The organism is Pantoea sp. VS1 (assembly GCF_002207995.1).
Lineage (GTDB): Bacteria > Pseudomonadota > Gammaproteobacteria > Enterobacterales > Enterobacteriaceae > Pantoea > Pantoea dispersa.
Genome location: NZ_NHZE01000009.1, coordinates 120,998 through 141,198, shown reverse-complemented (window position 1 = coordinate 141,198; position 20,201 = coordinate 120,998). Strand labels below are relative to the sequence as shown.

The 20,201-nt window shown below is 58.5% G+C and carries 19 protein-coding genes; 12 read left to right on the top strand and 7 right to left on the bottom strand.

Annotated elements, in window-relative coordinates; translation table 11 throughout:
* Positions 1–44 precede the first annotated feature (44 nt).
* Positions 45–2,477 (bottom strand): bifunctional aspartate kinase/homoserine dehydrogenase II, encoded by a 2,433-nt coding sequence (locus CBW22_RS05375; RefSeq protein WP_021506835.1) that lies wholly within the window; start codon positions 2,475–2,477, stop codon positions 45–47.
* A 2-nt stretch (positions 2,478–2,479) separates the two neighbouring features.
* Positions 2,480–3,640 (bottom strand): cystathionine gamma-synthase, encoded by a 1,161-nt coding sequence (gene metB / locus CBW22_RS05370; RefSeq protein WP_021506836.1) that lies wholly within the window; start codon positions 3,638–3,640, stop codon positions 2,480–2,482.
* A gap of 279 nt (positions 3,641–3,919) precedes the next feature.
* Between metB and metJ the strand changes: the two genes are divergently transcribed.
* Entirely contained in the window at positions 3,920–4,237 is a 318-nt protein-coding gene (metJ, locus tag CBW22_RS05365) for a met regulon transcriptional regulator MetJ (protein WP_007885403.1), read from the top strand.
* 77 nt (positions 4,238–4,314) lie between these two features.
* Here the strand turns inward: metJ and rpmE are convergent, their stop codons facing one another.
* Positions 4,315–4,530 (bottom strand): 50S ribosomal protein L31, encoded by a 216-nt coding sequence (gene rpmE / locus CBW22_RS05360; protein WP_021506837.1) that lies wholly within the window; start codon positions 4,528–4,530, stop codon positions 4,315–4,317.
* A gap of 276 nt (positions 4,531–4,806) precedes the next feature.
* Between rpmE and priA the strand changes: the two genes are divergently transcribed.
* The 6 genes from priA to CBW22_RS05330 all read left to right on the top strand — a co-directional run bounded on the left by priA (position 4,807) and on the right by CBW22_RS05330 (position 11,793).
* Positions 4,807–7,005 (top strand): primosomal protein N', encoded by a 2,199-nt coding sequence (gene priA, locus CBW22_RS05355; RefSeq protein ID WP_088516190.1) that lies wholly within the window; start codon positions 4,807–4,809, stop codon positions 7,003–7,005.
* A gap of 166 nt (positions 7,006–7,171) precedes the next feature.
* Positions 7,172–8,209, top strand: a complete 1,038-nt coding sequence (gene cytR, locus CBW22_RS05350; protein WP_021506839.1) for a DNA-binding transcriptional regulator CytR — start codon at positions 7,172–7,174, stop codon at positions 8,207–8,209.
* A gap of 153 nt (positions 8,210–8,362) precedes the next feature.
* Positions 8,363–9,262, top strand: a complete 900-nt coding sequence (ftsN, locus tag CBW22_RS05345; RefSeq protein ID WP_072208558.1) for a cell division protein FtsN — start codon at positions 8,363–8,365, stop codon at positions 9,260–9,262.
* Positions 9,263–9,404: 142 nt separating this feature from the next.
* Complete coding sequence (gene hslV / locus CBW22_RS05340; protein WP_031279590.1) at positions 9,405–9,935, top strand: ATP-dependent protease subunit HslV; 531 nt, start codon at positions 9,405–9,407, stop codon at positions 9,933–9,935.
* An 11-nt stretch (positions 9,936–9,946) separates the two neighbouring features.
* Entirely contained in the window at positions 9,947–11,281 is a 1,335-nt protein-coding gene (gene hslU, locus CBW22_RS05335) for an HslU--HslV peptidase ATPase subunit (RefSeq protein WP_021506842.1), read from the top strand.
* A gap of 149 nt (positions 11,282–11,430) precedes the next feature.
* Positions 11,431–11,793, top strand: coding sequence for a YibL family ribosome-associated protein (locus CBW22_RS05330; RefSeq protein ID WP_021506843.1), 363 nt, complete (start codon positions 11,431–11,433; stop codon positions 11,791–11,793).
* A gap of 6 nt (positions 11,794–11,799) precedes the next feature.
* Here the strand turns inward: CBW22_RS05330 and CBW22_RS05325 are convergent, their stop codons facing one another.
* From CBW22_RS05325 to CBW22_RS05315, 3 genes are all read right to left on the bottom strand, one after another.
* Positions 11,800–12,762, bottom strand: a complete 963-nt coding sequence (locus CBW22_RS05325; RefSeq protein WP_088516189.1) for a VirK/YbjX family protein — start codon at positions 12,760–12,762, stop codon at positions 11,800–11,802.
* Between the two features lie 177 nt (positions 12,763–12,939).
* A complete protein-coding gene (sodA, locus tag CBW22_RS05320) occupies positions 12,940–13,557 on the bottom strand; it encodes a superoxide dismutase [Mn] (RefSeq protein WP_021506845.1) in 618 nt (205 codons plus the stop codon).
* 158 nt (positions 13,558–13,715) lie between these two features.
* Entirely contained in the window at positions 13,716–14,741 is a 1,026-nt protein-coding gene (locus CBW22_RS05315) for a LacI family DNA-binding transcriptional regulator (protein ID WP_021506846.1), read from the bottom strand.
* A gap of 312 nt (positions 14,742–15,053) precedes the next feature.
* Between CBW22_RS05315 and CBW22_RS05310 the strand changes: the two genes are divergently transcribed.
* The 4 genes from CBW22_RS05310 to alsE are packed head-to-tail and all read left to right on the top strand — an operon-like array spanning position 15,054 to position 17,808.
* Positions 15,054–15,494 carry a PTS sugar transporter subunit IIA gene (locus tag CBW22_RS05310; protein WP_021506847.1) on the top strand — a complete coding sequence of 147 codons (441 nt, stop codon included), beginning with the start codon at positions 15,054–15,056 and terminating at the stop codon, positions 15,492–15,494.
* A gap of 19 nt (positions 15,495–15,513) precedes the next feature.
* The gene (locus CBW22_RS05305; protein ID WP_021313417.1) at positions 15,514–15,780 is read left to right on the top strand and encodes a PTS sugar transporter subunit IIB; all 267 of its coding nucleotides are present in this window, start codon (positions 15,514–15,516) and stop codon (positions 15,778–15,780) included.
* Positions 15,781–15,815: 35 nt separating this feature from the next.
* Complete coding sequence (locus CBW22_RS05300; RefSeq protein ID WP_058758148.1) at positions 15,816–17,078, top strand: PTS ascorbate transporter subunit IIC; 1,263 nt, start codon at positions 15,816–15,818, stop codon at positions 17,076–17,078.
* Between the two features lie 49 nt (positions 17,079–17,127).
* Positions 17,128–17,808 carry a D-allulose 6-phosphate 3-epimerase gene (gene alsE / locus CBW22_RS05295; protein WP_021506849.1) on the top strand — a complete coding sequence of 227 codons (681 nt, stop codon included), beginning with the start codon at positions 17,128–17,130 and terminating at the stop codon, positions 17,806–17,808.
* A 92-nt stretch (positions 17,809–17,900) separates the two neighbouring features.
* Here alsE and CBW22_RS05290 read toward each other — a convergent pair whose 3' ends face one another.
* Complete coding sequence (locus tag CBW22_RS05290; RefSeq protein WP_058758150.1) at positions 17,901–19,241, bottom strand: aspartate aminotransferase family protein; 1,341 nt, start codon at positions 19,239–19,241, stop codon at positions 17,901–17,903.
* 173 nt (positions 19,242–19,414) lie between these two features.
* Between CBW22_RS05290 and CBW22_RS05285 the strand changes: the two genes are divergently transcribed.
* Positions 19,415–20,188: a DeoR/GlpR family DNA-binding transcription regulator gene (locus CBW22_RS05285; RefSeq protein WP_088516188.1), complete on the top strand. Its 774-nt coding sequence runs from the start codon at positions 19,415–19,417 to the stop codon at positions 20,186–20,188.
* Positions 20,189–20,201: the final 13 nt, after the last annotated feature.

The window sequence follows — 20,201 nt, the reverse complement described above, 5'->3', positions numbered from 1 at the left end:
CAGAGGGAAAAACGCAGACAGCGGACGCCGTCTGCGCAGCAGGTTTACAGCAGTTGGGCGAGACGATTGATATCAGACTGTAGCGCACCGGCGGTGACATCCCGGCCGGCGCCCGGCCCGCGGATCACCAGCGGATTGTCGCGATACCAGCGGCTTTCAATGGCAAACACGTTATCACACGGCAGCAGCGCCGCCAGCGGATGCTCCGGACGCACCGCTTCCACGCCGACGCGCGCTTTACCGTTGGCATCGAAACGCGCTACGTAGCGCAGCACCAGACCCATCTCCTGTGCGGCTTCGAAGCGCTGCAGCATCTGCTCGTTCAACTCGTCGGCGTTTTCAAAGAAGTGGTCGATGGATTCGCCTTCGCACTGTGACGGCACCAGCGATTCAACCCGCACCTGATCCGGTTCGATGTCGTAACCGGCTTCGCGCGCCAGAATCACAAGTTTGCGCATCACGTCCTGACCGGAGAGATCAACGCGCGGGTCGGGCTCGGTCAAGCCCTGCTGCCACGCCTGATCGACCAGCTCGCTGAACGGCACCGTGCCGTCAAACTGCAGGAACAGCCACGACAGCGTGCCGGAGAAGATACCGCTGATCGCCAGAATGCTGTCGCCGCTTTCGCGCAGGTCGCGCACCGTGTGATTGACCGGCAATCCGGCACCCACGGTCGCGTTATACAGCCAGTGGCGACCGGTTTTGGCGAAGGCATCGCGTACCTGACGCCAGCTCTGGCCGCTGGCAGCGCCGGCCACTTTATTGGCGCTGATGACGTGGAAGCCGTGGCTGGCAAAATCGTGATACTGCTGCGCCAGCGAATCACTGGCGGTGACGTCCAGCACCACCAGATCGTCAAACGGGTGCGCGCGCATCCACAGGAACAGCGACTCTTCGTCACGCGCTTCGGCTTCATCATCAAAGAAGGCCAGCGCCCGGCTGGCGTCGAGGCCGTCATAGCTCAGCAGGCTGCGGCTACTGTCCGCCACGCCCGCCAGCACAAACTCGAACCCGGTACGCGCCGACAGCGTCTCCTGCTCGCGCGCGAACAGCTCCAGCCAGCGTGAACCGATATTGCCTTTGCCGAACAGGATCAGGCCGATGCGCTTCTCGGCGCGGAACAGCGACTGGTGCAGTCCCTGAATCAGGTGCTGGGTCGGTCCGACGCGCAGCACCGCCACCAGGCTGATGTGATCTTCTGACTGCCAGACGAATTCGACCGGCTGGTCTTTGATCTGCTGCCAGAAGCGATGGCTGTGCAGCGGATTACGCGTTACGCCAGCACCGACCAGCGCCACCAGCGCCAGACCGTCGCGCAGCTGCAGATGACCGGGCAGCGCCGCGTCCTGCAGCAGGTTAAAGGCGCTGTTGACCACTTCCGAGGTGTAACACAGCTGCAGCAGGCGGCGATCCGGATGGATACCCATCGCCAGCGGACGCAGCTGCGCGCGCTTCAGCAGCAGATCGATCTCTTTCTGCTGGGTGGCAAAATCGTGGCTATCGGGAATCTGAATCTCAACCAGGCAGACATCGTCGTGGCTGGTGACAATGCGCGCGCCGGTGCCGGATGCCAGCACGCGCTCAATGCGCGTTGAGCCCTGCTCCGGCTGATAGCTGCAGCGCAGCTGTAAATCGATGTCGCTGTTGGAGACCGGCTGCAGCGTACGCGTGTGCAGCACCGGCGCCGCCAGTCGGGCCAGCTCGCTGGCCTCATCCAGCCGCAGCAGCGGCAGCAGGCAGGCATCAGAGACCTTGCGCGGGTCCGCGCTGTAAACGCCAGCCACGTCGCTCCAGATGGTGACGCGGTTCACGCCCGCCAGCGCGCCAATCTGCGTTGCCGAGTAGTCAGAGCCGTTACGGCCGAGCAGCACGGTTTCGCCCGCTTCGCTGCGGCTGATAAAACCCGTCACCACCAGACGCTTATGTGGATGCTGCGCCAGCAGCGCCTGCAGCAGCGGCCAGGATTTGCCTTCATCTACCTGCGGCTGCGCCGCACGTTCGGCGCGCAGGAAGTCGCGCGCGTCCAGCCACGCCGCTTCGATATCGCGCTGGCTGAGCACCGCCGCCATCAGGCGCGCCGACCAGATTTCGCCGTGGCCAACCACTTCGGCGTACACCGCATCGGTGATGGCGCCGTCGAGCAGCGCCGCCAGGCGTTCAAGATCGCGGATGAAGGCTGCGGTCAGGGTTTCTGCATATTCAGCAGGCAGCAGTGCAGCGATCAACTCGCTGTGAAAACGGCGTAACGCCTGTTGCACCTGATGGGCCGATAAGCGATCGCTCTGGCTCAGCTTGAGCCAGCTGATCAGCTGGTTAGTGGTGCTGCCTGCGGCAGAGACCACCATTAAGTCGCCCGGCTGGCTGTAATCGGCCATGATACCGGCGACGCGCTGATAACAGCGCGCGTCGGCCAGGCTACTGCCACCAAATTTATGCAACTGCTTGATCGGCGTTCCCGCGCCTGCTGAAATCGTCATGGTTACCCCTCGGCTGCGATCCTGAATGCATTATCCAGGTCGGCGATTAAATCTTCGTGATCTTCAATTCCGACAGAAATACGCAGCAGCGAGTCGGAAATGCCCGCTGCGGCACGCGCGTCCGCCGACATGCCGGCGTGCGTCATGGTGGCGGTGTGCGAAATCAGACTTTCCACGCCGCCCAGCGACTCCGCCAGCGTAAACAGCTGCAGCGCCTTCAGGAAGCGGCGCAGCCGCGCCTCATCGGCGTCGAGTTCAAAACTGAGCATGGCGCCAAAACCGCGCTGCTGACGCGCGGCAAACTGGTGGCCGGCGTTCTCTGGCAGAGACGGATGATACAGCTTTTTCACCAGCGGTTGTTGCTTCAGGTAATCAACAATCGCCAGGGCGTTACGCTGCGCCGCCGCCATGCGCGGTGCCAGGGTGCGCAGGCCGCGCAGCAGCAGATAGCTGTCAAATGCCGCGCCGGTGACGCCAATGTTATTCGCCCACCAGGCGAGTTCCGTGACCAGCGCCGGATCTTTGGCGATGACCGCACCGGCCACCACGTCCGAGTGACCGTTCAGGTATTTGGTGCAGGAGTGGATCACCAGGTCGGCACCCAGCGCCAGCGGGTTCTGCAGCGCCGGGCTGAGGAAGGTGTTGTCCACTACGCTCACCGCACCGGCAGCACGCGCGGCGGCGCAGATGGCCGCAATGTCCACCACGCGCAGCAGCGGATTGCTCGGGCTTTCGACCAGTACCAGCTTTGGTTTTTCCGCCAGCGCCGCCGCCAGCGCCGCTTCATCGCCCTGATCGACAAACTTCACGCGGTAAGCGCCGCGCTTGCTCAGGCTGTCAAACAGACGATAGCTGCCGCCGTAGCAGTCGTGCGGCGCCACCAGCAGATCGCCTGGCTTCAGGAACACCGTCGTCACCAGATGAATCGCCGACATCCCGGTGTTGGTCAGCACCGCGCCCGCGCCCCCTTCCAGCTCAGCCAGCGCGCGCTGGACCACATCGCGCGTCGGGTTACCACGGCGTGAATAGTCATGCGCGCGCGGCTCGTTGAAATCGAGGAAGTTATAGGTGCTGGAGAGGTGAATCGGTGGGACAACGCAGCCATATTGCTCGTCATCATTCAAACCGCTGCGTACTGCGATGGTTGCCTGTTTACGCGTCATGGTGCTTACTGTTCCTGAAGTGTAATAAAAAAGTGGCAACAGAATAACATTCCGCAACTGGACGTCAATACATCTGGACATCTAAATGTCTTTGCGTATAGATTGAGCAAAGCCGCAATACCCGCTAAAATTACGCGTCATCGCCTGGTGTTCAGCGCGCTTTCCTGTGAAACGCGATGTGTAAGCATAAAACCGGCAGTTTAAGCGGTCAGGCATCGAAAAATCGGGCATAATCAACGGATTTCCCCATATTCAACTTTTTATTGATTAAGGTAACCCATGGCTGAATGGAACGGCGAATATATCAGCCCTTACGCTGAACACGGTAAGAAGAGCGAGCAGGTTAAGAAGATTACAGTTTCTATCCCGCTGAAAGTGCTGAAGATTTTAACGGATGAGCGTACCCGCCGTCAGGTGAACAATCTGCGTCACGCCACCAACAGCGAACTGCTGTGCGAAGCCTTTTTGCATGCCTTCACCGGGCAACCGCTGCCGAATGATGTTGATCTGCGTAAAGAGCGCAGCGACGAGATTCCGGAAGAAGCAAAACAGATTATGCGTGAGATGGGCATCGATCCCGACAGCTGGGAATACTGAGGCCAGAAATAAAAAAACCCAGCCGAGGCTGGGTTTTTTCTTGCAACCGAATCGTGAAGATTCGCCGGCAAATAATCTTATTTCTTGCTGCCTGGGATGCTGAAACGCTTGTTGAAGCGATCAACACGACCACCAGAGTCAACAACACGCTGCTTACCGGTGTAGAACGGGTGGCATTTGCCGCACACGTCCAGGTTCAGGGTACCAGTCATGGTTGAACGGGTGTTGATCACGTTGCCGCAAGAGCAGGTGATGGTCACAGCTTCGTATTTCGGGTGAATACCTTGTTTCATGGGAGAACCTCATAAAAGGCCGTGTCGCTCTCCGTGCCAGGCGAACCTGCACAGCACCACACGCGGTTAATAAATGGTGTATCTTTGACGAGTCATCTCATCAAAGGCGGCATAGTATACAGAAAATGAGCGCATTGATCAAATCCGCGCAATGCGCCGCGCTCTGCCATGCCGGGGAAACGCCTGCAGCCAGCGCCGCCGCGCGCTGAAGTATGACGGGGGTGACGCCAGCGTGTACACTACTTCTCCTTTTTACAGAACCGGATAGAGATCGACATGCCCGTTGTTCAGGTTGCCCTGCCCGTTCCGCTGCCTCGCCTGTTTGACTACCTGCTGCCCGCCGATGCGCCGCAGCCGGTGGCCGGCGCGCGCGTGAGCGTACCGTTCGGCAACCGGAAAATGACGGGCATCGTGGTTAGCACGCGCGCCACCAGCGATCTCCCCCTTGCCCAGCTGAAACAGATTGATGCGTTACTCGATGACCGCTCGCTGTTTTCGCCGGCGCTGTGGCGCATCCTCAACTGGGCCGCCGGCTACTATCACTCTCCGCTCGGCGAAGTGCTCAGCCATGCGCTGCCGGTACTGCTGCGTCAAGGTAAACCGGCCCAGGAAGCGCCGCTGTGGCAGTGGGTGGTGAACGAAGCCGGGCGCGAAGTGGCGCTGGAAAGCCTGAAGCGCGCGCCGAAACAGCAGCAGGCGCTGGCGGCGTTGCGTCAGCGGCCGCTGTATCGGCATCAGATCGGCGAGCAGGATTTTACCGATGCCGCGCTGCAGGCACTGCGTGCCAAAGGCCTGTGCGACCTGCGCGAACATGCGCCACAGCAGCACGACTGGCGCGCCAGTTTCGCGGTGAAAGGTGAACGGCTGCGGCTGAATACCGATCAGGCGATGGCGGTGGGCGCCATTCGCAGCGAGGATGAACATTACGCCGCGTGGCTGCTGGCAGGCATTACCGGATCGGGTAAAACCGAGGTCTATCTCAGCGTGCTGGAGAATGTGCTGGCGCGCGGTAAACAGGCGCTGGTGCTGGTGCCGGAAATTGGCCTGACGCCGCAAACCATCGCTCGTTTCCGTGAACGCTTCGATGCGCCGATTGATGTGCTGCACTCGGCGCTCAATGACAGCGAGCGTCTGGCGGTATGGCTGCGCGCGCGCAGCGGCGAGACCGCCATTGTCATCGGCACACGATCCGCGCTGTTCACCCCGCTGGCGCGGCCGGGCGTGATCATCATTGATGAAGAACACGACAGCTCCTACAAACAGCAGGAGGGCTGGCGCTATCAGGCGCGCGATCTGGCGGTATTCCGCGCTCACGAAGAAGATGTGCCGATTGTGATGGGCTCGGCGACGCCGGCGCTGGAGACGCTGCACAACGTGCGTGTCGGTAAATATCGCCAGCTCAACCTGACCAAACGCGCCGGTAACGCCAAACCGGCGCTGCAGCAGCTAATCGATCTCAAGGGGCAGCAGCTGAAAGGCGGTCTCGCGCCGGCGCTGCTGGGCAAGATGCGCCAGCACCTGCAGGCGGATAATCAGGTTCTGCTGTTTCTCAATCGCCGCGGCTTTTCGCCGGCGCTGATGTGCCACGACTGCGGCTGGCTGGCGGAGTGTCAGCGCTGCGACAGTTATTACACGCTGCATCAGCAGCATCGTCAGCTGCGCTGTCACCACTGCGACAGCCAGCGTCCGCTGCCGCATCAGTGTCCGGGCTGCGGTTCCACCCATCTGCTGCCGGTCGGCGTGGGCACGGAACAGCTGGAGCAGCAGCTCAGCACGCTGTTTCCTGGCGTGCCGGTGTCGCGCATCGATCGCGACACCACCAGCCGGAAAGGCGCGCTGGAACAGCATCTGGCCGATGTGCATCGCGGCGGAGCGCGCATTCTGGTCGGCACGCAGATGCTGGCTAAAGGCCATCACTTCCCGGACGTGACGCTGGTATCGCTGCTGGATGTCGATGGCGCGCTGTTTTCCGCCGATTTCCGTGCCGCCGAGCGCTTTGCCCAGCTCTACACACAGGTCGCCGGCCGCGCCGGCCGCGCCGGTAAGCAGGGCGAAGTGTTACTACAGACGCACCATCCGGAACATCCACTGCTGCAAACGCTGCTGCATCGCGGCTATTTTGCGTTTGCCGATCAGACGCTGCTGGAGCGTCAGTCAGTGCAGCTGCCGCCGTGGACCAGCCACGCACTGTTTCGTGCGGAAGATCTGGATAATGCGCAGGCTGCGGAGTTCCTTACTCAGCTGCGTAACCTGCTGGAAGCCAGCCCGCTCAAAGATGAGGCGATGTGGCTGATGGGGCCGGTGCCGGCGCTGGCACCGAAGCGCAGCGGACGCTGGCGCTGGCAACTGCTGCTACAGCATCCGTCGCGCAAGCGGCTGCAGCAGTTGCTGAGCAGTTCACTGCCGCTGGTCACCACCCTGCCCGCCGCGCGTAAAGTCAAATGGACGCTGGATATCGACCCCACCGAGAGTTAAGCCGCGCCACATCTGCGAGCCAGATCGAAAAAAGTCGCACAAGTCACAATTTTTATGCAAATTAAGTAACAACCTCACACGGCGTTGGGTTAACAATAGTGCCCGTCCCGGCACTGGGCCGGCTATGTGTGAATATCTATGCGCTGTACCGCGTCAGGAGTTAACGTTGGATCAGAAGCAACCCTCATCGGCAGCCACCATGAAAGATGTGGCCGAGCAGGCTGGCGTCTCCACCGCCACGGTTTCGCGCGCGCTGATGAATCCGGAAAAAGTCTCCGCCGCGACCCGGCAGAAAGTGGAACAGGCGGTGCAGGCCGTCGGCTATGCGCCGCACGGTCTGGCGCGCAACGCTAAACGCGGCGACACGCAAACCATTCTGGTGATTGTGCCGGACATCTGTGACCCTTTCTTCAGCGAGATTATCCGCGGCGTGGAAGTGACCGCCGCGCAGGAAGGCTATCTGGTGCTGATTGGTGACTGCGCGCATCAGGATCAGCAGGAGAAAACCTTCCTTAACCTGATGCTGACGCGCCAGATTGACGGCATGGTACTGCTGGGTTCGCAGCTGCCGTTTGACGCCGGCATTGAAGATCAGCGCAATCTGCCGCCGATGGTGATGGGCAACGAGTTCGCGCCGGAGATGGCGCTGCCCACGGTGCATATCGATAACCTGACCGCGGCCTTTGAAGCGGTGAATCACCTGTTACAGCTGGGCCATCGGCAGATCGCCTGCATCACCGGACCGGAACATATCCCGCTCAGCCAGTATCGGTTGCAGGGCTACATCCAGGCGCTGCGCCGCAGCAATATCGCCATAGATCCCACGCTGATTGTGCACGGTGACTTCACCTTTGAAGCCGGTGCCAGCGCGCTGAAGCAGCTGATGAGCCTGCCGCAGCCGCCGAAAGCCCTGTTCTGCCATAGCGATCTGATGGCGCTGGGCGCGATGAACCAGGCGCGTAAGCTGGGAATGCGTATTCCGCAGGATCTGTCGGTGGTCGGCTTCGATGATATCGAGCTGGCGCAATACTACGATCCGCCCCTGACCACCGTGGCACAGCCGCGTTTTGCCATTGGCCGCGAAGCGATGCTGCTGCTGCTGGATGAGCTGCAGGGCAAACGGGTCAATAACGGTTCACGCCTGCTCGACGCCGAACTCCGCGTCCGCGGCAGTACCGCACCGGCAGCAAAACGCGAAAAATGAATGCGGGAACCCTGCATTTTCAGCAGATTCTGAAGGCAGACTGTGCTGGTCAAAGTTCCAGCCCTTGAGTAACATGACGCATTCCTTGCCGGGCAAAATTAACACCCCATTTACACGCCCAGTGGCATTTTTTTGAAGGGTATCAGAACGAAAGTGGCACAGAGAGATTACGTAGGCCGCGGGCGTTCAACAGGGACGCGTCGCAAAAAACCCGCAGGCCGCAGCAAGAAAAGCAAAGGCGGCTCCGGCACTTCAAAGCTGATGATAGTACTGGCCGTGGCAGTGCTGGTGACCTTTGCCGGTGGTTTATGGTTCATCTCGCATCACAAAAAAGAAGAAACACCGGTGATTCCGAATCATAAAGCCAACGGTAATGGCCTGCCGCCGAAGCCGGAAGAGCGCTGGAAGTACATCAAAGAGCTGGAAAATCGTCAGGTGACCGTGCCGTCGCCCACCGAGCCGTCTGCCGGTGGCGAAATCAAGTCGCAAACCCAGCTGACCGACGAACAGCGTCAGCTGCTGGAGCAGATGCAGGCCGATATGCGCCAGCAGCCGACCCAGCTGAATGAAGTGCCGTGGAACGAACAAACCCCGGCTCAGCGCCAGCAAACGCTGCAGCGTCAGCAGCAGGCACAACAGCAACAACAGCAGTTGCAGCGTCAGCAACAGCAGTTACAGCAGCAGCGTCAGCAACAGTTGCAGCAGCAGCGCCAGCAGGAATTGCAGCAGCAGGCGGCACGCCAGCAGCAGCAACAGGCCGCGCCGATCACTCGCGAGCCGGCGAAGCCGCAGGAGAGCGCCAAAGCCAAAACGGAAGAGAAAGCGAGCACCCAGCGCTGGATGGTGCAGTGTGGCTCGTTTAAAGGCACCGATCAGGCGGAATCGGTACGCGCCGGTCTGGCGTTTGAAGGTTTCGAAAGCCGCATCACGACTGGCGGCGGCTGGAATCGCGTGGTGATTGGACCGTTTAAAGACCGCAGCAGCGCAGACAGCACCGTGAAGCGCCTGCACAGCTCCGGCCACAGCAGCTGTATTCCGCTCGCCCTGCCTTAACCCTCCCTGCTCGCCCCCGGCAATTTGCAGCATCAGATATTGCCGGGGGTTGAAACCCCACAGGATTACCCCATATCTGGTTGCATGATACGCCGCGCCCGCTGCGCGGTGTCTTTTTTCCACTGCAACAAGGGGTCTGCCCGTGACAACAATAGTAAGTGTACGACGCAACGGCCGGGTCGTGATCGGCGGTGATGGCCAGGCGACGCTCGGCAATACCGTAATGAAAGGCAATGTTAAAAAGGTGCGTCGTCTTTACAACGACAAAGTGATTGCGGGCTTTGCTGGCGGCACCGCAGATGCCTTTACCCTGTTTGAACTGTTCGAACGCAAACTGGAGATGCATCAGGGCCATCTGGTGAAAGCCGCAGTCGAACTGGCGAAAGACTGGCGTACTGACCGGATGCTGCGCCGCCTTGAAGCGCTGCTGGCGGTTGCCGATGAGAACTCCTCACTGATCATCAGCGGTAACGGTGACGTGATTCAGCCGGAAAATGACCTGATTGCAATCGGTTCCGGCGGGCCTTACGCCCAGGCAGCCGCCCGCGCGCTGCTGGAGAACACGGAGATGGGTGCGCACGATATCGTAGCCAAAGCGCTGAATATCGCCGGTGATATCTGCATCTACACCAACCACAACATTAACTACGAAGAATTACCGTCTAAGGCGTAAGGACCAAAACCATGTCTGAGATGACTCCACGCGAGATTGTCAGCGAGCTTAACCGCTTCATCATCGGCCAGGACGGCGCCAAAAAAGCGGTCGCCATTGCGCTGCGTAACCGCTGGCGCCGCATGCAGCTTGACGAAGAGCTGCGCCATGAAGTGACCCCAAAAAACATCCTGATGATCGGCCCGACCGGCGTCGGTAAAACCGAAATCGCCCGCCGTCTGGCGAAGCTGGCCAATGCGCCGTTCATCAAAGTTGAAGCCACTAAATTCACCGAAGTCGGCTATGTCGGGAAAGAAGTGGATTCGATTATTCGCGATCTGACGGACTCCGCCATCAAGATGGTGCGCAGCCAGGCGATCGAGAAAAACAAATACCGCGCCGAAGAGATGGCAGAAGATCGCATTCTGGATGTGCTGATCCCGCCAGCGAAAAACAACTGGGGGCAGCCGGAGCAGAGCGCTGAGCCGTCCGCTGCGCGCCAGTCGTTCCGCAAAAAACTGCGCGAAGGCCAGCTGGATGACAAAGAGATTGAGATCGATCTGGCTGCTGCACCGATGGGCGTTGAAATCATGGCGCCTCCGGGCATGGAAGAGATGACCAGCCAGCTGCAGTCGATGTTCCAGAACCTCGGCGGCCAGAAGCAGAAGCCGCGTAAGCTGAAAATCAAAGATGCGATGAAGCTGCTGATTGAAGAAGAAGCGGCCAAGCTGGTGAACCCGGAAGAGCTGAAGCAGGATGCCATCGACGCGGTTGAACAGCACGGTATCGTGTTCATCGACGAAATCGACAAAATCTGTAAGCGCGGCGGCCAGTCGTCGGGCCCGGATGTGTCACGTGAGGGCGTACAGCGCGATCTGCTGCCACTGGTGGAAGGCTGCACCGTGTCCACTAAACACGGCATGGTCAAAACCGACCATATCCTGTTTATCGCCTCCGGTGCGTTCCAGGTGGCCAGCCCGTCGGATCTGATTCCGGAGCTGCAGGGTCGTCTGCCGATTCGCGTTGAGCTGCAGGCGCTGACGGTCAATGATTTCGAACGCATCCTGACCGAGCCGAACGCGTCCGTGACCGTGCAGTACAAAGCGCTGATGGGCACCGAAGGCGTTAACGTTGAATTCACTGAAGACGGCATCCGTCGCATCGCCGAAGCGGCGTGGCAGGTGAACGAAACCACCGAGAACATCGGTGCACGTCGTCTGCACACCGTGCTGGAGCGTCTGATGGAAGATATCTCCTACGACGCCAGCGATCGCCACGGCGAATCGATCACCATCGATGCCGAATACGTTGGTCAGCATCTGGATGAACTGGTGGCCGACGAAGATCTCAGCCGCTTCATTCTGTAATTCCAGTCAATACCCAGCCTTGCGCTGGGTATTTTTTTGCCCGCACGCCGCGCTGTACCCGATTATCCCGTTGCCTCTGTTGTCGCTGCGCTGCAAAAGCGGGCGGATTTGATGTATCCTTTGCCTGTTTTCCTTAATGAGTTTTCCCAATGAAAGAACAAGAAAAAGCCGAGATTAAACGTCTCAGCGACCAGCTGGACGCGCTGAATCGCAAAGAACCGCAGCTGCTGGAAGCGGGCGATGCCGAAAAGCTTGGCGCGCTGCTGAAAGAGAAAGAGACGCTGGTGCAGGAAATTGAGCGTCTGCGCAACGTGCGCGAAGAGAAGCTGAGCAAAGAAGCCCAGCAGCTGAAAAAGCTGCCGTTCAGCCGTGAAATCACCAAAAAAGAGCAGGCTAACATGGGCGCGCTGAAGAAAAGCGTGCGCGGCCTGGTGGTGGTACACCCGATGACCGCGCTGGGACGCGAGATGGGGCTGAAGGTGATGACCGGCTACGCAAAGCAGCCGTTCTGATTGCCGTTACGCGGCGTGGACCACGTCGCGTTCTGCCCCGGCAGCCTGCAGCACCTGCTGCGCCAGCGTATCCAGCAAGGCATAGCGGCGGCGATACTCCGCGCGCTTCTTGCTGGCAATCTCTTCCAGATCTTTACGTGCCATGCTCAGCGGCAGCGTAAACAGCTCATCACCACGCATTTCCCCGCCCAGTGACAGCCAGAACTCGCTATAGCTGGCAAAGAATTTATCACCTTTGCTGTGACGGTAGCGCAGACTGCGGAAAACATGGGTGGTATCGCCAACCGCGGTAATGGCCTGTACGCCGCACTGTGCCGCCAGAATAAATACCGCTTCCATCAGCAGACGCTTGGGAAATACGCCGTGCGCGGCTTTGGTGGCATCGCGAATAACGTCACTGGAAATATGTTTCCGCGGCCCCTGCAAGCCCCCAATTAATAGCGTGCGCTGCTGCTGTTCCTGAATAATAGAGAATGACAGCGAGGCCAGCGTCAGATCCTGATAATTAAGCAGCAGCGTAATTTCCCCTTCCCGGTCGTAATGGCCAGAGCAGCAATAAATCGCAAACTGCTCCTCGTTTTTGCCGTCGAAACGGGCAAGGAGATTACCGGTCGGGCTCAGCAGCAACTGGCGCAGCTGATTATTCGCCAGCTTATCCATCAATTGATAATGATCGAGAATCGCCTGCGCACGCTGCGCCACGCTGAAACCGGCGCGCAAATAGGGACGATGCGGCTTAGCCGGCAGTAAGCCCTGGCTGTTTAACAGTTGCGGCAGAAAAGAGAGTTTGGCCAGCTGATGGAGATAATTAAAAGTGGTCAGTGGAAATACCGCTGACCTTAAGGCAAATTTCAGGCGAAATTGCTGGCTATTCCACAGCTTATTTGGCCGCAGCTTTCCACTGACTAAAGGTATAAACAGCGCGGCCGACGAAACGGAGTCCGGCTCAGAATGTGTAATAATAGACATGATTATTTTTACGTCGCGAGATAACTGAAGGCTACTGTATGCCCCAAATTATCAACGGCGCGTTAATAACCACTTTAGCCTGGTCATGACGTGGTGTTTGTTGAGCTGCGGTTTAGGATGGCGATAAAAAAACCGGTGCACGCAGGCACCGGTTATTCACATAGCGTAAGCCAGAACTTATTTTGCCGAGGCGAAACGTGCCGCTGCTTCGTCCCAGTTCACCACGTTCCAGAACGCTTTGATGTAGTCAGGGCGCTTGTTCTGATACTTCAGATAGTAAGCGTGCTCCCACACATCCAGACCGATGATTGGGAAACCAGACACGCCAGCGATGGCTTCGCCCATCAGCGGGTTGTCCTGGTTAGCGGTTGAAACGACCGCCAGCTTGTCGCCTTTTTTCACCAGCCACGCCCAGCCAGAGCCAAAACGGGTCGCAGCCGCTTTCTCGAACTCTTCCTGGAATTTCTCGACGCTGCCGAAATCTTTTTCGATTGCCGCTTTCAGGTCGCCCTGCAGCGTGGTGCCGGTTTTCAGGCCTTTCCAGAACAGGCTGTGGTTAGCGTGGCCGCCAGCGTTGTTACGCAGTGGGCCTTTTTTGTCTGCTGGCAGCTGATCCAGTTTGGTGATCAGTTCATCAACCGGCAGGTTTGCGAATTCGGTACCTTCCAGCGCCGCGTTGGCGTTGTTAACGTAGGTCTGGTGATGTTTAGTGTGATGGATTTCCATCGTCTGCTTGTCGAAGTGCGGTTCCAGTGCGTCGTAGGCGTACGGCAGGGATGGCAGTGAATAACTCATGTTCTTCCTCTCCATTTAGTGTTTGGCAGCACAACCTTGCTGGTGTGCCGCATAAGCAGTCGGATCATTATAGTTAAAATCATGATCCGGAAAAGGGTTATCAATGCCTTAGTAATGATAAGGATTTGATCAATCTGGCAAAAGGTGCGCACACACGGCTACACCTTGTGCGTACTGGCGCGCAGCTTAAGCTGCACCGGCAGCTCATTGATGGCAGGCGGCTCGTCGCCGTTGAGCGCCGCCAGCAGGCGTTTACCGGCCATGCGCCCCATCTCCTCGTACGGCAGCACAATGCTGGTCAGCGGCGGCGAACATACCGCCGCCAGCGGGCCACCGCCGATGCTGGCAATCGCCAGCTGGCTGGGCACCGAGACGCCCGCCGCGTGACAGGCCATGATGGCGCCGCACGCCACTTCATCGCTGGTACAGATCAGGACGTCCAGTTCCGGCCAGGTGAGACGGATCTCTGCCAGCAGGCTGTGGCCAGCGGCAAAGGTGGGCATTTTCGGTGAGGTCACCACGCGGTGCGGTGCCAGATTCAGCGCCAGCATCCCGCTGTGCCAGCCATTGAGCAGCTGACGGAAAATAGTGCTGTGCGTTTGTGTGCACAGCAGGCCGGGATGGCGATAGCCGCGCTCCACCAGGCTGTTTACCAGCTGGCGAATGGCTTTCGCATAGTCTACGCCGATGCTAATGCCGGCAGAATCCTGATGCACGCCGCCGATGTCCATCACCGGCAGGCCGGAGTTGCTCAGCAGGCGCTGTGCTTCGGCAGCATTGTCGAAATTGAAGTGCACCATCGCGGCCGGGTTGTAAGAGAGCAGCATCTCAATCAGCTCGCTCTCCTCCGCCGCCGAATGATTGGCTTCGGCCAGCATCATGTTATAGCCCTGCGGCCGCAGCACCTCCTGCAGCGCCTCTGACACAATCGCGCTGCCCGGCGTAGCAAAAGAAGGTACTACCATGGTGATCAGCCGCGACGAGGCCGACGCCAGGTTACGCGCCTGCACGTTGGGCACATAGGCCAGTTCCGCGACGGCCGCGTCGATCCTTGCGCGAATTTCGGGCGACACTTTCTCCGGCATACGCAAAGCGCGCGACGCCGTCATGGCGCTGACACCGACCAAACGGGCAACATCGGCCAGCGTGCTTTTGCCGGTACTGCGCCGTCGTTTTTCTGTCATGCGTTCTCCTGTCTCTACCCTGCTGGTTCCGGGTAGCGCTCGATTTATCCGCACGCAGCTTAAAACCAAAAGCAAATTGGTGCCATGTTAAAAACCACAGAATCGGGCATGTCTCATTGGCTGCGTGATTTTCGCTGGCCTGAGCATGTCACCCCCGCCTCAGCGTGACAAACCGCGCGCGCAAAAATGTTATCGCTAACACACTTTTTAACATCATTCGTGTTAGCGCTAACTTTTGCGAGCAACATCACAGAACCCAGGCGATAAAATCACCTACAGTGCACCGCATCGACGAATAAACAGGAATTACTGATGCTCACTCAATGGCTGACACCGCAACATATCCGGGTAATAGACGACGTTAGCGACTGGCAGGAAGCGGTGCGTTTATCGGCCGAGCCGCTGCTGGCGGAGGGGGCAATTACCCCGGCTTATCTGGATGCGATCTTTACCTCGCACGCTGAGCTGGGGCCCTATTATGTGCTGGCGCCGGGTCTGGCGATGCCGCATGCGCGTCCGGAACAGGGTGCGCGCAAAAACGGCCTGTCCCTGCTGCATGTAAAACAAGGCGTGAATTTTGCCGCCGATGAAAACGACCCGGTGTTTGTCGTTATTATGCTGTGCGCCCTGTCTGGCGACGATCATATTCAGATGATCACCGCGCTGGCTGAGGTGTTCAGCGACGAATCCCGCCTGCAGCAGTTGCTGTCGGCATCGACCCTGCCAGCGATTGAAGCTGTCATTAAAGATTAATCACCAGAGAAACCTGAAAATGAAAAAAGTACTGATTGTGTGTGGAAACGGTTTAGGCAGCAGCTTCATTGTGGAAATGAACGTGAAGAAAATTATTAAGGAGCTGGGTAAAGAGGCTGAAGTGGGTCATACCGATTTAACCTCTGCCAAATCCGAGCAGGCCGATATTATCATCAGTGCTAAAGATATCGCTGACCAGCTGTCGAGCCACAGCGCACAGGTATTTGGCCTGAGCAATTTACTGGATAACGCCAGAATCAAAGAAATTCTCGCCGACAACCTGTAATTGACCCGACGAAATTTACTCACACGGAGTAATTTATGCTGCAGTTTATAATTAAGGATGTTCTTGGAACACCCGCTATACTTGTCGGCCTTTTTTCCCTGATTGGTTTATTACTGCAAAAGAAACCGGTATCCGATGTGATTTCCGGTACGCTAAAAACCATCATGGGTTTTGTTATTCTTATCGCCGGGGCCAACTTAATTGCGGCCACCCTGACCATCTTCAGCCAGCTATTCGAGCACTCGTTCAATATTCAGGGCGTAGTGCCGAATACTGATGCGATGGCCGCGCTGGCACAGAAAAACTACGGTACCGAAACCGCGATGATCATGGTGTTCGGTATGCTGGTGAATATTGTGCTGGCGCGCATCACGCCGCTGAAATACATCTTCCTGACCGGGCACCATACGCTGTATATGTCGGCCATGCTGGCGGTGATCCTGTCGGTGGGCGGCGTGCACGGCTTCTGGCTGGTGCTGATCGGCTCGCTGATTCTCGGCACCATGATGGTGGTATGCCCGGCGATTCTGCAGCCTTTCACCCGCAAAATCACCAACTCGGACGATCTGGCGCTGGGCCACTTTGGCTCCACCGGCTACCTGTTGTCAGCGCTGGTTGGCAAAGCGGTGGGCAAAGGCAGCCCGTCAATTGAAGAGCTGAAAGTACCGAAAACCCTCAACTTCCTGCGCGACTCGTCCGTGGCAATTTCGCTGACCATGATGATTCTGTTTGTCGCGCTGGTGCTGGTCGCCGGTAAAGAGTTTACCGAAAGCCAGGTGAGCGGCGGCCAGAACTTCATCGTCTTTGCCATTATCCAGTCAATCACCTTTGCTGCGGGTGTTTACATCATTCTTGCCGGTGTACGCATGGTGATTGCCGAGATCGTCCCGGCGTTCAAAGGCATCGCCGATAAACTGGTGCCGAACGCAAAACCGGCGCTGGATTGCCCGACGGTCTTCCCGTTCGCGCCGAACGCCGTGATCATCGGCTTCCTGTGCAGCTTCGCCGCCGGGCTGATCAGCATGTTCCTGTGCCCGCTGTTCGGTCTGAGCGTGATTGTGCCGGGCCTGGTGCCGCACTTCTTCTGCGGCGCGACCGCTGGCGTCTACGGCAACATCACCGGCGGACGGCGCGGTGCCATCATCGGTTCCTTTGTTCAGGGGCTGCTGATCTCCTTCCTGCCCGCCATTCTGCTGCCGCTGATGGGTGACCTTGGCTTCGCGTCCACCACCTTTGGTGATGCGGACTTCGGTATCGTCGGCATTGTGCTCGGCCATATTATTTCGTTCTTCCATTGATGTCACAGACAGCGCCTGCGGGCGCTGTTTGCGTAATGAGGAAATCAGCATGAACGCCCGCTTTTCACCGTCCCTGATGTGCATGGATTTGACCCGCTTCCGCGAGCAGATCGAAGCGATGAACGCCAGCGCCTCGTTCTATCATGTCGATATTATGGATGGCAGCTATGTTAAGAATATTACGCTGTCGCCGTTCTTTATTGAGAACCTGCGTAAAATTACCGATGTGCCGATTGATGTGCATTTAATGGTGAACCACCCGGAAGATATTATTCCGATGTGCATTGATGCCGGCGCGGATATTATCAGTTTCCATCCGGAGACGGCGAATAACAAAATTTTCCGCCTGCTGACGCAAATTAAAGAGGCTGGTCGTCGCTGCGGCGTGGTGCTGAATCCGGCGACGCCAGCCGACAGCATTCGTGAATATGCGCATCTGCTGGATAAAGTGACGGTGATGTCAGTCGATCCCGGTTTCGCCGGACAGAAATTTATTCCGGAAACGCTGAACAAAATTCGCCAGCTGATCGCCATGCGGGAAACTCACGGTTATCACTATCTGACCGAAATCGATGGGTCGTGCAATGCGCGCACCTTTAAGCAGATTGCCGCCTCGGGCGTCGACGTGTTTATTGTCGGCACCTCCGGCCTGTTCAATCTCGACGATGATGTGGCGCAGGCGTGGCAGAAGATGGAGCAGATTTTTGCGCAGGAAACTGCCGCGGCGTGATGTCCTTTCGCGCCCTGCCAGATGCGCATCAACGCGCATCTGGCACATTATGCTGAAGGGTCGCCATTCATGGCGACCTGATATCTGAGTAATTAACGCCCCAGCTCGGTCAGCGACTTATCCAGCGCTCCCACCAGCCAGTCGATATCACCGCTCTGGAACGCCAGCGGCGGACGCAGTTTCAGCACGTTACCGTACGGCCCGGCCACCGACGTCAGCACATGGTGATCGCGCAGCTTCTCGATCAAGTCCAGAGCCAGCGCTTTGTCGGGCGTCTTACTGCTGCGATCCTGCACCAGCTCAAACCCGATAAACAGCCCGGCACCGCGCACATCACCAATGCAGTCATGGCGGTCCATCAGCTTCTGCAGCTCCGCCAGCAGCTGTGCGCCGACCACGCGGCTATGCTCCTGCAGCCCCTCTTCCTGAATCACCGTCAGCACCGCCTGCGCAGCGGCCATCGCCACCGGGTTGCCGCCAAAGGTATTGAAATAAGGGATCTCGTCGCTGAACGCGGCCAGCACGTCGCTTTTCGCCAGCAGGCCGGAAACCGGAATACCGTTGCCCATCGGCTTACCGGTGGTGACCACATCCGGCACCACGCCGTGACGGGCAAAGCCCCAGAAGGCATCGCCGGTGCGGGCAAAGCCGGGCTGCACTTCATCAGCGATAAAAATGCCGCCGTTAGCATGCACCACATCCACCGCTTGCTGCAGGAATCCGCGTGGATTAGGCAGCACGCCGTCGGAGGAGAAGATCGAGTCGGCGAGGAAACCGGCGAATTTAATGCCGTGCGCTTTCATGTCATCAATCTGCTGCTGAATCTGATCGGCGAACCATGCCCCGAGGTCAGGCGCATCGACACGATAAGCATCCGGTGGTGGCACCAGGCGGGTGGTCGCGGCCAGCGGCTGACCGCTACCCAGTGCCGGTGACGCGCCAGAAGTCAAATCACTGGTACCGTGGTATGCCTCCTGCGAGACAATAATGCCGGTGCCGCCGCTCCAGGCGCGCGCCACGCGTATCGCCAAATCGTTGGCTTCTGAGCCGGTACACATATACATGGCGCGATCGATGGCTTCCGGCGTGGTCGCCAGCAACGCTTCGCTGTAATCAAGAATGCGCTCGTGCAAATAACGCGTGTGCGTGTTCAGCATCTTCATCTGCTGATTCACCGCCTCAATGACCGCCGGATGGCAGTGGCCGATGCTTGCCACATTGTTATACACATCCAGATATTTGTTACCCGCCGCATCCCACAAATACTGCCCTTCGCCGCGCACCAGATGCACCGGCTTGCGATAAAACAGACGATACGATTCGCCCAGCACTTTGCTGCGCTTGTCCGTCAGAGTGCGGGTGGCCGGATCCAGCGCGTCGGCGTGTTCGGCGCGAAAACTGTTGGTATCCATGATGGTGGAACGTGTAACCATGGTAACTCCCGTTGCGAAGGTGAAAGGGGTGTTTGCAGCCTGATCTCTGCGAACATCATGCCTGCTTTAGTGAAAAATGCAACCAAATACACAAATACAACCAAATACACATGACGCCACGATGACACTCAGGTAAGCTTAGGCCCAGCTTCGCTCTGCCACAGGGAAACGTCATGCTGCAGGAAACCCGTTTACATCGCATCCGCGCGCTGCTGAGCACGCAACATCAGCTCAGCACTGAACGCATCATCAAAGAGCTGGGCATTTCGCGGGAAACGGCACGGCGCGATATCATTTCGCTTGAGGCGCAGGGGCTGGCGCGCCGCGTACATGGCGGTCTGGTGGCGCTGGAGAGCCCGCCGGAGCCACCGCTGCAGGTGCGCCGTAACGCACAGGCCAGAGAGAAACGCGCGATTGCCGCCGCGGCGGTACAACATCTGCAACCCGGCCAGACGCTGTTCCTCGATGCCGGCACCACCACCACGCTGCTGGCTGAAGAGCTGCGCACCATGTCCGGCCTGACCATCATCACCAACAGTCTGCAGGCGGCACTGGCGCTTAGCGCGGCCGAAGAGCATGAAACCCTGAATAACCAGGTGCTGCTGCTGGGCGGCATGATGATGGCCGGCGCGCAGCAGACGCGGGGAGAAATGACGGTGGGGGAAATTTATCGATATCGCGCCGACGTGGCGCTGCTGTCACCGGTCGGCATCGATGCCCGAAACGGTGCCAGCAGCTTCCATCCGCATGAAGCCGCCATCGCGCACGCCATGGTACAGCAGGCCAGCCGCACCCTGCTGCTGGCGGATCACAGCAAACTCGGCGTGATCAGCCGTACCCAGTACGCCCCTGTCGGCGATATCGATCTGTTGATTTGCGACGGCGGCGCGGCAAAGCCCGGTGCGCTCAGCGCTCTGCAGCAGGCGTTAGCGGTGCAGGTGGTGTAAGGCACGGTCACCG

Bases quoted from the DNA above. Each gene is read 5' to 3' on its own strand.
- CBW22_RS05375 (WP_021506835.1), bottom strand. From the start codon at position 2,477: ATGACGATTTCAGCAGGCGCGGGAACGCCGATCAAGCAGTTGCATAAA.
- metB (WP_021506836.1), bottom strand. From the start codon at position 3,640: ATGACGCGTAAACAGGCAACCATCGCAGTACGCAGCGGTTTGAATGAT.
- metJ (WP_007885403.1), top strand. From the start codon at position 3,920: ATGGCTGAATGGAACGGCGAATATATCAGCCCTTACGCTGAACACGGT.
- rpmE (WP_021506837.1), bottom strand. From the start codon at position 4,530: ATGAAACAAGGTATTCACCCGAAATACGAAGCTGTGACCATCACCTGC.
- priA (WP_088516190.1), top strand. From the start codon at position 4,807: ATGCCCGTTGTTCAGGTTGCCCTGCCCGTTCCGCTGCCTCGCCTGTTT.
- hslU (WP_021506842.1), top strand. From the start codon at position 9,947: ATGTCTGAGATGACTCCACGCGAGATTGTCAGCGAGCTTAACCGCTTC.
- CBW22_RS05330 (WP_021506843.1), top strand. From the start codon at position 11,431: ATGAAAGAACAAGAAAAAGCCGAGATTAAACGTCTCAGCGACCAGCTG.
- CBW22_RS05325 (WP_088516189.1), bottom strand. From the start codon at position 12,762: ATGTCTATTATTACACATTCTGAGCCGGACTCCGTTTCGTCGGCCGCG.
- sodA (WP_021506845.1), bottom strand. From the start codon at position 13,557: ATGAGTTATTCACTGCCATCCCTGCCGTACGCCTACGACGCACTGGAA.
- CBW22_RS05315 (WP_021506846.1), bottom strand. From the start codon at position 14,741: ATGACAGAAAAACGACGGCGCAGTACCGGCAAAAGCACGCTGGCCGAT.
- CBW22_RS05310 (WP_021506847.1), top strand. From the start codon at position 15,054: ATGCTCACTCAATGGCTGACACCGCAACATATCCGGGTAATAGACGAC.
- CBW22_RS05305 (WP_021313417.1), top strand. From the start codon at position 15,514: ATGAAAAAAGTACTGATTGTGTGTGGAAACGGTTTAGGCAGCAGCTTC.
- CBW22_RS05300 (WP_058758148.1), top strand. From the start codon at position 15,816: ATGCTGCAGTTTATAATTAAGGATGTTCTTGGAACACCCGCTATACTT.
- alsE (WP_021506849.1), top strand. From the start codon at position 17,128: ATGAACGCCCGCTTTTCACCGTCCCTGATGTGCATGGATTTGACCCGC.
- CBW22_RS05290 (WP_058758150.1), bottom strand. From the start codon at position 19,241: ATGGTTACACGTTCCACCATCATGGATACCAACAGTTTTCGCGCCGAA.
- CBW22_RS05285 (WP_088516188.1), top strand. From the start codon at position 19,415: ATGCTGCAGGAAACCCGTTTACATCGCATCCGCGCGCTGCTGAGCACG.